Origin of the sequence: Gluconobacter vitians (assembly GCF_015244565.1) — a bacterium.
Classification (GTDB): domain Bacteria; phylum Pseudomonadota; class Alphaproteobacteria; order Acetobacterales; family Acetobacteraceae; genus Gluconobacter; species Gluconobacter vitians.
Genome location: NZ_JABCQG010000003.1, coordinates 60,399 through 73,500, shown reverse-complemented (window position 1 = coordinate 73,500; position 13,102 = coordinate 60,399). Strand labels below are relative to the sequence as shown.

The following is a 13,102-nucleotide window of genomic DNA, read 5'->3' as shown; positions in this document are numbered from 1 at the left end:
CAATGTGTACCGCGGCGTCCCGCGGACACCTTAAAAATGAACCGTGGCGAGAAGGAGGGAGCGGGCAATTAAAGCCCGCTCTGCTCGAGTTCGACGTTCAGGCCGAGCGACTTCAGTTCCTTGATCAGAACGTTGAAGCTCTCCGGAATGCCGGCTTCGAAATCGTCCTGCTCGCGAACGATTGCCTCGTAGACCTTGGTACGGCCGGACACGTCATCCGACTTCACCGTCAGCATTTCCTGCAGCGTGTAGGCTGCACCATATGCCTCAAGGGCCCACACTTCCATTTCACCAAAGCGCTGACCACCGAACTGCGCTTTACCACCCAGCGGCTGCTGCGTAACGAGCGAGTAAGGACCGATCGAACGGGCATGGATCTTGTCATCGACAAGGTGATGCAGCTTCAGCATGTAGATGTAGCCAACCGTCGTCTGACGCTCGAACGGCTCACCCGTACGACCATCGATCAGCTGCGACTGGCCCGACTTGTTGACACCGGCCTTCTCGAGCATCTCTTCGATGTCCGGGATGGAGGCGCCGTCGAACACCGGCGTTGCGATCGGCAGACCCTTGCGAAGGTTGTTCGCAAGCTCGATCAGCTGCTCGTTCGGCAGGGTCGCCACATCTTCGTTGAAGATGACATCGCCATAGACTTCGTGCAGGCGATCCAGCAGTTCCTGCTTGCGCTCACCGGTCCGCTGATACTCGTCCACCATATCGCCGATGCTTGCGCCGATATTGGCACAGGCCCAGCCCAGATGGGTCTCGAGGATCTGACCGATGTTCATGCGCGACGGCACACCCAGCGGGTTCAGCACGATGTCGACGGCCTGGCCGTTCTCAAGGAACGGCATGTCCTCGACCGGAACAACGCGGGAGACGACACCCTTGTTACCGTGACGACCGGCCATCTTGTCACCCGGCTGAAGCTTGCGCTTCACGGCAACGAAGACCTTGACCATCTTCATCACGCCAGGCGGCAGCTCGTCACCGCGCTGCAGCTTCTCGACCTTGCTGTCGAAACGCGCATCGATCCGGCGGGTCGCTTCCTTGAACTCACCACGCAGCTTTTCAAGCTCCGCCATGACTTCGTCGGACGTGACCGTGATGCTGGCCCAGGTTGCGCGATGATGCTCGTCCAGAACCTCTTCCGTGATCGGCGTGCCGGAACGGATGCCCTTGAAGCCGGCACCGGCCGTCTGGCCAACCAGACGCTCACGCAGACGGTTGTAGAAGCTGCGCTCCTGAATGCCACGCTCGTCGTCACGGTCCTTGGTAAGACGCTCGATTTCAGCGCGCTCGATGGCCATCGCACGCTCGTCTTTGTCCACGCCACGGCGGGAGAAGACGCGAACGTCGACAATCGTACCCGTCGTGCCAGGCGGCAGCTTCAGGGACGTATCACGGACATCGGAGGCCTTTTCACCGAAGATGGCGCGCAGAAGCTTCTCTTCCGGCGTCATCGGGCTTTCACCCTTCGGCGTCACCTTGCCAACAAGAATGTCACCCGGGTTCACCTCGGCGCCGACATAAACGATACCGGCTTCATCGAGGTTGCGCAGGGCTTCCTCACCGACATTCGGAATATCACGCGTGATTTCTTCCTGACCCAGTTTCGTATCGCGGGCCATGACTTCGAACTCTTCGATATGGATCGAAGTGAAGACGTCATCACGCGCAATACGCTCGGAGATCAGGATGGAATCTTCGAAGTTGTAACCGTTCCAGGGCATGAACGCGACGAGCACGTTACGACCCAGAGCCAGTTCGCCAAGCTCGGTGGACGGACCGTCGGCGATGATGTCGCCAGCGTGAACCGTGTCACCGACCTTCACCAGCGGACGCTGGTTGATGCAGGTGGACTGGTTGGAGCGCATGTACTTGCGCAGACGGTAGATGTCGACACCCTGCGTGGCACCGGCTTCATCTGTTGCACGGACGACGATACGGGCACCATCGATCTGGTCAACCACACCGCGGCGCTTGGCCACGATGGTGGCACCCGAGTCATGCGCAACAGCAGCTTCCATGCCGGTGCCGACCAGCGGGGCATCAGCCTTCACCAGCGGCACAGCCTGACGCTGCATGTTCGCGCCCATCAGTGCACGGTTGGCGTCATCGTTCTCAAGGAACGGAATGAGCGCAGCGGCGACAGAAACAAGCTGCTTCGGCGAAACGTCACAGGCCGTGACCTGCTCCGGCGGAACGACACGGAAGTCACCTGAGCGACGGACGGAAACGAGTTCGTCCGTCAGGCGGCCCTGGTCGTTCTGCTTGGCATCAGCCTGAGCGACGACGAGCTTTTCTTCTTCCATGGCGGAAAGATATTTCCAGCCATCCTGAAGAACACCCTCTTCCACCAGACGATACGGCGTCTCGATGAAGCCATACTTGTTTACCTTGGCATAGGTCGACAGCGAGTTGATCAGACCGATGTTCGGGCCTTCCGGCGTCTCGATCGGGCAGATACGGCCGTAATGCGTCGGATGAACGTCACGAACTTCGAAGCCTGCACGCTCACGGGTCAGACCGCCCGGGCCAAGCGCCGAAAGACGACGCTTATGCGTCACTTCGGAAAGCGGGTTCGTCTGATCCATGAACTGGCTGAGCTGCGAGGATCCGAAGAACTCACGGACCGCAGCGGCAGCCGGCTTCGCGTTGATGAGGTCATGCGGCATGACCGTGTCGATGTCGACGGAACCCATACGCTCGCGGATGGCACGCTCCATACGGAGCAGACCAACACGATACTGGTTTTCCATCAGCTCGCCGACAGAGCGGACACGACGGTTGCCAAGGTTGTCGATATCGTCGATCTGGCCACGCCCGTCCTTCAGGTCGCACATGATCTTGATCGTGCGCAGAATGTCTTCCTTGCGCAGCACGCGCAGGGTATCCGGCGCATCCACATCAAGACGCATATTCATCTTAACACGGCCGACTGCGGAGAGATCGTAGCGGCCCTGATCGAAGAACAGGCCATGGAACATGGCTTCCGCCGTTTCCTTGGTCGGCGGCTCGCCCGGACGCATGATGCGGTAGATGTCGATCAGCGCTTCATCACGGCAGCTGTTCTTGTCGGCAGCCAGCGTGTTGCGGATCCAGGGGCCGTGCGAACCGTCCACGGACAGCAGCGGAAGCTCCGTGATCCCCATTTCCTCAAGCGCGGCCAGACGGTCTTCCGTCAGCTCTTCGCCAGCTTCGCCGTAGATCTCGCCCGTGTTCTCGTTCACGAGATCATAAGCCAAGAAGCGTCCGAGGATATCGAGACGACCGACCTGCACGACGCGGGTCTTTTCCGCAATCTTGCGGACCATACGCGCGGTCAGCTTGGCATCGGCCTCGGCGACCACTTCACCCGTATCAGCATCGACCAGCGGGCTGAGCAGCTTCAGGCCACGGAATGCATCCGGATCGAACGGACGCGCCCATTCGCCACCCAGACGGGTGAACGGCACGGCCTCATAAAAGTAGGACAGGATTTCGTCCTGATCCATGCCGCGGATATCGAGACCCTCGACATCACCACCGTCTGCAATCTTCTGCTCACGCTGCGCGAGGTAGTTTGCACCTTCAAGCGCATAAAGAAGCGTGGTGACCGGCAGCTTGCGCTTGCGGTCGATACGGACATAGATCAGGTCCTTGGCGTCGAACTCGAAATCGAGCCAGGAACCACGATACGGAATGACGCGGGCAGCGAACAGGTATTTGCCCGAAGAATGCGTCTTGCCCTTGTCGTGATCAAAGAACACGCCCGGGCTACGATGCATCTGCGAGACGATGACACGCTCGGTGCCATTGATGATGAAGGTGCCGTTATCGGTCATGAGCGGCATGTCGCCCATGTAAACCGGCTGCTCCTTCATGTCGTGGATCGAGCGCGAGCCCGTATCCTCGTCGATGTCCCATGTCGTCAGACGAAGAATGACCTTCAGCGGCGCTGCATAGGTCAGACCGCGCTGAATGCACTCTTCGACGTCATATTTCGGATCTTCGAATTCGTAGGACATGAAGTCCAGACGACCGCGACCCGCAAAATCGTTGATCGGAAAAACCGAACGGAAGACTTCCTGAAGCCCGGCATCCTGCCGACTGTCAGGGTTCACGTTCATCTGCAGGAATGCCTCATAGGAGGCGCGCTGCACGTCGATCAAATTGGGCATCGGCGCAATTTCGGGAATACGCCCGAAACTTTTGCGGATCCTTTTGCGTCCCGTGAACGATTTGGTGATCGCGTTCATCTCTTCTGCCCTCTGCACCAGACCTTCGAGTCGCCCGTAAACGGCGCTGGGAATCTGGCCCCAGCATTGCGGACGACCGGAACGACCGGTCATTATGAAATTTCAGTACGTGGCGAGCCGCGCACTATACGCCCGTTTTGCTCCAACGGCAAATCGGGCGGGAACCGCATGCGATCCCCGCCCCATCTGTCTGCCAGGCAGAGGCTGCTCCGCGAACGGTACAGCCTGAAGTCAGTGAATTACTTGACTTCAACCTTGGCGCCGGCGTCTTCAAGAGCCTTCTTGATCTTGGCAGCTTCGTCCTTGGACGCGCCTTCCTTGACGGTCTTCGGTGCGCCTTCGACCAGGTCCTTGGCTTCCTTCAGACCCAGACCCGTGATGCCACGGACTTCCTTAATCACGTTGATCTTCTTGTCGCCGGCGTCAGCCAGGACAACCGTGAATTCGGTCTGCTCTTCAGCAGGGGCAGCAGCAGCACCACCGGCAGCAGCAGCAACTGCAACCGGAGCAGCAGCGGAAACGCCCCACTTCTCTTCGAGCATCTTGGAGAGTTCTGCAGCTTCCAGAACGGTCAGAGCGGACAGCTCTTCAACAATCTTTGCCAGATCGGCCATGGTCTTATCCTAATATGATGTACTGTTGATCAGGTTCAAGCCTACGCCGCAGCGCAGACCTTCATTCTCAGGCGGCTTCTGCTTCGCCGGCCTTGGCATAGGCGCCAAAGACGCGAGCAAGCTGGCCAGCCGGCGCCTGGACAACACCTGCGATACGCGTGGCAGGGGTATTGATCATACCCACCAGCTTTGCGCGCAGCTCGTCCAGCGACGGCAGCTCGGCAAGGGCCTTGATTCCATCGACGCCAAGCGTCTGGGAACCGAGGGCACCACCAAGCACCACCAGTTTGTCGTTCGTCTTGGCGAACTCGACGATCACCTTTGCCACTGCTGCCGGGTCTTCGGACCACGCAAGCGCGGTCGGTCCCTTGAGCAGCGGCGCGATGCCGTCGAATTGGGTCCCATCCAGAGCACGGCTGGCCAGCCGGTTCTTCGCAACCTTGTATGTCGCCCCTGCCGCACGAATGCGTCGACGCAGTTCCGTCACATCGGCAACCGTCAGACCCTTGTTCTGGGTGACGACAACCATGGACGTGCTGCCAAACACATCGGCGAGGAACTCAACAAAGGCCCGTTTTTCCGTACGGTCCAAAACCTGTCTCCTCGTCAGCCCGGCTTTCACCGGACCAGGTTACCCATGGGACCGCCTCTTTCGAAGCAGTCCCGCTCGCCTGTCCACAGAAGTGAGCGAACCCAGCACATCGCAGCAGAGCCACAAAAATACTGTCGCCCCGTCTGACGCCCGCGATCCCGAAAGATCCTTAAGGCCCCGAAGGTCCACGTGCGGTCTTGGACAGGTTCGGAAGCAGCCCGCCGAAGCGGGCCACCCCTAAGCCATCACACCCGAAGGCATGACGTCATTTCGTGGAGGTCTTTCCCAGAAGGAAGACCTCCTGTCAATCAGGCTTCGAAGCTCGCAACATCAACGCGAACGCCCGGGCCCATCGTGGAAGACAGGGCTGCCTTCTTCAGATACGTACCCTTGGCACCTGCCGGACGAGCCTTCTGAACGGCATCGACCAGAGCGTTGATGTTCTCAACGAGCTTAGCTTCGTCGAAGGAAGCCTTGCCAACGCCGGCGTGGATGATACCAGCCTTCTCGGCGCGATACTCAACCTGACCGGACTTGGCCGCCGTGATGGCACCCTTGACGTCCATGGTCACCGTGCCGAGACGTGGGTTCGGCATCAGGCCACGCGGGCCGAGGATCTTACCCAGACGACCCACGAGAGCCATCATGTCCGGCGTTGCGATGCAGCGGTCGAAATCGATTTCACCAGCCTGGATCTTTTCAGCCAGATCTTCTGCACCAACGACTTCCGCACCGGCGGCCAGAGCTTCTTCAGCCTTCGGGCCGCGGGCGAAAACGCCAACGCGAAGGGTCTTGCCCGTGCCGTTCGGCAGGGAGAGCAGACCACGGACCATCTGGTCGGCGTGACGCGGGTCAATGCCGAGGTTCAGCGACAGCTCAACGGTCTCGTCGAACTTTGCCTTGGCATTGCTCTTTACCAGAGCAACAGCCTCGGACAGACCATACGGCTTGTTGCGCTCGACGGTTGCGCGAGCAGCGTTCAGACGCTTGTTCTTGGCCATGATATCAGCCCTCCACCACGTTCAGGCCCATCGACTTGGCAGAACCGGCGAGCATGCGCACGGCACCGTCAATGTCGTTGGCGTTCATGTCCTTGAACTTCGTCTCAGCGATCTCGCGAAGCTGAGCCGTCGTCACGGAACCAACCGCAGCGGACTTGCCAACCGTCTGGCTGCCCTTGGAAATCTTGGCAGCCTTCAGCAGGAAGTACGTGTTCGGCGGCGTCTTCGTGATGAAGGAGAACGTGCGATCCGCATAGGCGGTGATGACCACCGGGATCGGCATGCCGGGCTCGAGCTGCTGGGTCTTGGCGTTGAACTCCTTGCAGAACTGCATGATGTTCAGGCCGCGCTGACCCAGAGCCGGACCAACCGGCGGAGAAGGATTGGCTTTACCAGCCGGGATCTGAAGCTTGATGTAGCCAACAACTTTTTTGGCCATATCCGGGACTCCCCTGTTTGTCGTTCCCGAACCGCGGTTCAACGGAGTCGGCCATGCCAGCTCCTCCCGCGTTCGAAGTGAGGCGGACCCCTAGACCAGTCAGGGCCGTCCCGTCAAGCCTTGCTGGACATTCGCTGACACCTGATCACCGCGCAGATCATTGTCCAGCGGCTTGGCATGATTGTCGATGCCATTGACCGGCTTCGGCGTCCGCAGATTGTTATACTGAAGCGGACCGAACGGATCGATCTGCTTGATACCCGGCAGGTCAGCAGTGCTCCAGCCACCACCCAGGGCACGAACCAGACGCACGGAGGACTGGACCTGCGCCGTCTGCACCTCGACCTCGGCGAGACGCGCCTGAAGCGCATCCTGCTGGGCCACGAGGGCATCAAGATAGTTCGACAGACCACCGGTATAGAGCGCCATGGTCATGTTCTGCGTCCGCAGCGCGGCGTCCACCGCTTTCTGCTGCTGGTCCTGTGCGATCTTGAACTGTCTTGTCTGCGTCAGACCGTCCTCGACATCCTGAAACGCCGAAAGGACCACTGAGCGGTAGTTGTCCACCATTTCCCGGTACTGAGACCAGGACCGCTGCAGAGCCGCACGCCGCAGGCCGCCCGTAAAGGCCGGTTCAACCGCCTGAACCGCAATCTTCCAGAACGCCCGGGAAATGCTGGCGAGATCGAACCCGCCGTCTTCGAACCCACCCTCAGCGCTGAAGGTGATATGCGGGTAGAACGCGGCGCGTGACACGCCGATCGCACGGGCTGACGCGGCCATCTGGCGCTCGGCGATTGCGATATCCGGGCGGCGCTCAAGCAGGGAGGCAGGCAGTCCGGCGTCGATCTTCACGACCCCGAAATGCATCTTCACGTCCTTGACGGGCGCAATATGGAAACCTGCGGGAGCCGTGTTCAGCAGAACCGCGATCGCATGTTCCATGACATTACGCCGGGCGATCAGATTGCTCTTTCCGGCCTGTGCCGAATAAAGCTGCGTCTCCGCACGCGAGACATCGAGACCCGCACCGATCGACCCCGCCTGACGCAGTTCGGTGATTTCAACCGCAGCATGGAAGTAGCGGATGGAGTCATCATAGACCGCATTCTGCGCATCCAGTCCGCGCAGCGCGATGTAGTCTGACGCCAGTTCGGCCTCCAGGCTCAGTCGTGCGAGCGCATACTGACCAGCCGAAGCCTGTGCGAGGTTTTTCTGCATCCGCGTGGTGTTGCGGATCGAATCCCAGAAATCCGGCTCCCAGGTCGCAGCGCCGCTGTAAGCCTGATTGGACTCATAGACGAGGCTGCTGCTGCGGGCCGGGTTGTTATACAGCCGACCCACGGAGCCCTTGTTGTCGCTCATGTGAGCCGCACCGGTGACCTGCGGATACAGACGGCTTTCCGTCTCCCGGGCCACGTCACGAGCCTGCGTGAAGGCTTCCGCCTGCGCCTGCAGATCGGGATTGACGGCCAGCATACGCCTTTCGAGCCCGTCAAGGATGGGATCGTTGAACATGGTCCACCAGTCGCTGCGGACAGCACCATCCGCAGGCTGTGCGTTGACCATCAGCCCCTTCCCTTCCCAGCCATCGGGATAGAGGAATTTCTGGGGATGATATTCCGGCGCCAGATCACATGAAGCCAGCCCGATCGAGAGCACGCCAGCCAGCGCCGTCGTGATTCGCCACCTGGAGCGGTTACGTCTGGAAGAGGCCGGGGTGGCTGGAGATGACTGGGAACATTCCGGTTTCATCAGCGAGATCCGGCCTCCTCAGGGTTTGCATCATGCTGACGGACAGGCTGCTGATCGGCATCCTGCTGCGCCTTGCTCGGCGTGTTGTATCCCGGTGTGGTCGGGACGATCTTGACCTCGTCCCCTTCCAGCAGATCAGCCGTAGGGTTGGCAACCACGCGGTCGTCTTTTGTAATACCGCTGAGCACCTGAACTGTCGTCCCGAAATTGATGCCGACTTTCACGTTCACCAGATGGGCATGGTTGTTGATGACCTTGGCCACCTGATTTCCTTCGGCCCGGAAGATGATCGCGCCTTCCGGCAGAATCAGGATGTTCGGATTGCCCGGAGCCGAAATATGGGCCGTCGCATAGGAGTTCGGCCACAGGAGGTTATCGCCGTTATCCAGTGTCAGCTCGGTCGTGACCGTACGGGTCGCGGCATTGAAGGCGTTGGCCGTTGCAAGGAACGTCGCCCTAAAGCGGCTTCCCGGATATTGCGGCACCGTCAGCTCGGCCTCGATCTTCGGTGAGATGACGCTTGCAAAGTCCTGCGGTACGGAGACAAACACACGCATGCGGTGCACATCGGCGACCGAGAACAGCTCGGAGGCCGTACCGCGTGAATTGAGGTTCCCGCCCCCGGCATTCACGTAGTCACCCACGTTCACCAGACGCGACGTCACGATGCCATCGAAGGGCGCGACGATCTTCTTGAAGTCCTCGAGAGCCTGAAAACGGTCCACGTCATGACGTGCGGCTTCGAGTTCGGCTTTCTGGGCAGCAGCATTGGCGGCCTGCACGTCCACTTCCTGACGGGACACGGCCTGCGTTCCCTTCAGTGCCGTCCAGCGCTGGGTCGTGATCACGGCCAGATTGTAGCGCGCCAGAATGACGTTGTAATGCGCCTTGGCGGCTTCGAACTGGGCATCAATGCTTGGCGTGCTGATTTCCGCCAGCACGTCACCGCGCTTCACATGCGCGCCGTAGTCCTTGTACCACATCTTCACATAGCCCGAGACCTGCGCGTAGATCGGCGCCTCGTACCAGGCGGCAAGATTAGCCGGCAGATCCACCTGCCGAGTCTTCGGACCCGGCTGCGGTGTAATCAGGGTGACGGGCGGAATGGCCGCATCTTCCGTCGCACCCGTCAGGGAATGATAATGCGTTCCCCGCTGTACGATGCCCCAGGCGGCCAGCGCGATTGCCAGCAGGACCACCACCAGCAGGATGATCTTGCCCCGCGCTCCGGACCCCGTGCGTGCCGGATGGTTTGTCGGAGGCACGTGCCCCTGATCCGTAGAATGGCTCACGCGTGGTCTCCTTCAGGCTCAGCAGGACGCCTGTAATGAATAAGGGCAAATACGCAGGGGACGAACAGCAGTGTGGCAACGGTCGCAACCAGCAGGCCACCGATTACCGCCTTGCCCAGCGGGGCATTGTCGGAATTGCTGATGGACATCGGAATCATGCCGATCATCATGGCCAGCGCCGTCATCAGAACCGGGCGGATACGTTCGTAACCCGCTTCCAGTGCCGCTGTGATGGCATCGCCATGATGGTCCATTCGTTCACGGGCGAAGGACACCACAAGGATGGCGTTGGCCGTGGCCGTACCCATGCACATGATCGCACCCGTCAGCGCCGGCACTGACATTGAGGTATGCGTCAGGAACAGGCTCCACGAGATGCCACCCAGCGCGCCCGGCAGGGCCGTGATGATGACGAACGGATCAAGCCAGGACTGAAAGTTCACGACGATGATCAGGTAAACCAGCACGATCGACAGCGCGAGCCCGCCGACCAGCTGCACATACGCATCGTTCATCGTCACGGCCTGACCGCGGACCACAAGGCTCGAACCATGCGGCAGAAGCTTGCGCTCCTGATCGACAATCCGGTTCACCGCCCGCGAGACGGTCCCCAGATCCATGTCTTCCGGCGCAGCATAGATGTCGAAGACCGGCATGATGTTGTAATGCGCAACCTCCGCCGGCGTCCCAGTCTGGACCAGCTCACTCAGTCCACCCAGAAGCTGCGGCGTCTGATTGGTCGGATTGCCGTCTCCCTTGTCGATCGGGAGGATTTCCAGATCGTTCATGGTCTGCAGATAGTTCGCCGGTGTCTGCACATCGATCAGCTGTGACGTGCCCTGGGCATTCAGATAATAGGTCTGCCCCACCTGACCACTGCCGGAGAGCGTGACAAGCGCGTTCAGGGCCACGTCACGTTCGGTGATGCCCGTTCCCAGTGCAAAGCTTCGGCGGTTGTTGACCATGATGGTCGGCTGCGTCATCGGCTCCTGAATGGAGACATCGGCAATGCCCGGGATGTGACGGAGCTTCTTGGCCAGCCGTGTGGCAAATTTGAAGTTTCCGCTCAGATCACGCCCGACAACCTGTACGTCGATCGGTGACGGCAGACCGAAGTTCAGGATCTTGGCTGTCAGATCACCCGGCTGGAACGTAAAGACCGTGCCCGGGAAGTCGTTCGTCAGTCCCTTGCGGAGCGTGCGGCGATATTCCGGGATCGGGCTTTCGGAATTGCGCAGCTGGATGGTGATGTCGCAATCCTGCGAGCCGACGGTCGGAGACGGAATCATCGCCTGGTTCAGCTGACTGAACGGCAGGCCGCAGTTATGCACGACATTGACCACCTGCCCCGGCAGCAGACTGCGGATCCGGCGCTCTGCCAGCCCGGCGATCTTGCCGGTTTCTTCCAGCCGGCTGCCGATGGGCGCGCGCATGTGCATCTGCAGCGTCCCCGACTTGATCTCGGGAAAGAAGTCCTGCCCGATGAACAGCAGCAGCGCCATGGATGAGATGGCTGCCAGCAGGAACAGTGTCACGAAGCGCCCGCGGATCGAGATCAGGGTCTCGAGGATCGTCTTGTAATGCTCACGGAAGCTGGTGAAACGTGCCTCGAAGCCCCGCTGGAAACGCCCGAAAATGCTGAGCTTGCGATTGTGCCATTCGGGATCGCGATGCATCCGCACCTGTGCTGCCAGCATCCAGTTCGCCATGGTCGGCACCAGTGTCCGCGACAGGATGAAGGATGCGATCATGGCAAAGATGATGGCTTCGGCCATCGGCATGAACAGCCAGCCGGAAATGCCCGTCAGTTCGAACAGCGGCAGCCACACGATGCAGATACAGGTCGTGGACACAAAGGTTGGAATGACGATCTGGTTCGCTGCATCGATGATGGCGTCTTCGAGTTCCTTGCCGGTCTCGAGATGCGCATCGATGTTCTCGATCATGACGGTCGCGTCATCCACGAGAATACCAACGGCCAGCGCCAGACCGCCCAGCGTCATCACGTTGATGGACTGCCCTGCAATGCTCAGCCCGATGATCGAGCACAACATGGCCAGTGGAATGGACGTCGCCACGATCACGGTCGAGCGCCACGAGCCCAGGAACAGCATGACCGTCAGACTGGTCAGGATGGCGGCGGTGATCATTTCACGCACCACGTCCACGACCGATTCCTTCACGAAGCTCGACGCATCGGTCAGGACATTCATCGTCGTCCCGGCTGGCAGCGTCGTCCCGACCTGCGGCAGGAGCTTCTTGATCCCGCTCACGACAGACAGCGTGGACGCATCGCCACTCTTGAGGATGACGATCAGCACCGCCTGCTGCCCTTTCACAAGCACGGCGTTCATTTGTGGTGGACCACCACGATGCACCCAGGCGACATCCCGGAGATAGATCACGGAATTACCAACCTGCTTGATCGGCATCCTGTTGAAAACCGAGAGATCAAGGGGGGTCGAGTTCGTCTTCACCATCCAGTCCAGCTGACCGATCCGCTGATCGCCCGCAGGAAGCACGATATTCTGACGGTTAAGCGCCGCTGCAACATCTTCCGGCGACAGTCTATGCGCCAGAAGCTTGATCGGATCGATATCCACCATGATGTCCGGAGCCAGACCACCATAGGGGTTAGGGATCGCGGCCCCCGGAACAGAAATCAGTTCCGGCCGGATCAGGTTCGAAGCCATATTATAGATTTCCGACCCTGACATCTTCGGATTATTGACCTGAAGCGTCAGAACTGGAACAGAAGATGCGTCCATGGCCAGAATTAGCGGCGGCGTCGAACCCGTTGGCAACTGCTTGATAACTGTCTGGGAGACGGACGTAATCTGCGTTTGCGCAACGGCGGTATTGGTTCCGGGCTGGAAGAATATCTTCACGATGCCGCGCCCGTAATAGGACGAACTTTCAATGTGCTCGACATTGCTGACAGTCGCTGTCAGAGCACGCTCGTAATAATAGACAATACGCCCGGACATGTCCTCAGGCATCAGGCCCGTATAGGACCAGATGACAGCCACAATCGGAATTTTGATCGAGGGAAAGACGTCCGTCGGCGTAGAAACAATGGCCCTGACCCCGAAGATCAGGATCATGATTGACAGAACAACGAAAGTATAAGGCCGCTTCAGCGCGGTAACGACGATGGCATTCATGCGG

At 59.7% G+C, this 13,102-nt stretch carries 8 protein-coding genes; all 8 read right to left on the bottom strand.

Translation table 11 applies throughout. The features are described 5' to 3' along the window. Positions 1-68: 68 nt before the first annotated feature. A complete protein-coding gene (rpoB, locus tag HKD24_RS03240) occupies positions 69-4,241 on the bottom strand; it encodes a DNA-directed RNA polymerase subunit beta (RefSeq protein WP_194259119.1) in 4,173 nt (1,390 codons plus the stop codon). 239 nt (positions 4,242-4,480) lie between these two features. Continuing rightward, positions 4,481-4,855 carry a 50S ribosomal protein L7/L12 gene (rplL, locus tag HKD24_RS03235; RefSeq protein ID WP_041110858.1) on the bottom strand — a complete coding sequence of 125 codons (375 nt, stop codon included), beginning with the start codon at positions 4,853-4,855 and terminating at the stop codon, positions 4,481-4,483. Between the two features lie 67 nt (positions 4,856-4,922). Then, on the bottom strand, positions 4,923-5,447 hold the full coding sequence (gene rplJ, locus HKD24_RS03230) for a 50S ribosomal protein L10 (protein WP_062509665.1): 525 nt from the start codon (positions 5,445-5,447) through the stop codon (positions 4,923-4,925). Positions 5,448-5,755: 308 nt separating this feature from the next. Continuing rightward, positions 5,756-6,448, bottom strand: a complete 693-nt coding sequence (gene rplA / locus HKD24_RS03225) for a 50S ribosomal protein L1 (protein WP_194259000.1) — start codon at positions 6,446-6,448, stop codon at positions 5,756-5,758. Between the two features lie 4 nt (positions 6,449-6,452). Next, the gene (gene rplK / locus HKD24_RS03220) at positions 6,453-6,887 is read right to left on the bottom strand and encodes a 50S ribosomal protein L11 (protein WP_008852418.1); all 435 of its coding nucleotides are present in this window, start codon (positions 6,885-6,887) and stop codon (positions 6,453-6,455) included. 99 nt (positions 6,888-6,986) lie between these two features. Next, positions 6,987-8,642, bottom strand: a complete 1,656-nt coding sequence (locus HKD24_RS03215) for an efflux transporter outer membrane subunit (RefSeq protein WP_228124133.1) — start codon at positions 8,640-8,642, stop codon at positions 6,987-6,989. Then, positions 8,642-9,934, bottom strand: coding sequence for an efflux RND transporter periplasmic adaptor subunit (locus tag HKD24_RS03210; protein WP_194258999.1), 1,293 nt, complete (start codon positions 9,932-9,934; stop codon positions 8,642-8,644). Before HKD24_RS03210 ends, HKD24_RS03215 begins: the two co-directional genes overlap by 1 nt. Beyond that, positions 9,931-13,098 (bottom strand): efflux RND transporter permease subunit, encoded by a 3,168-nt coding sequence (locus HKD24_RS03205; protein ID WP_194258998.1) that lies wholly within the window; start codon positions 13,096-13,098, stop codon positions 9,931-9,933. The genes HKD24_RS03210 and HKD24_RS03205 overlap by 4 nt, the downstream gene beginning before the upstream one ends. Between the last annotated feature and the right edge of the window lie 4 nt (positions 13,099-13,102).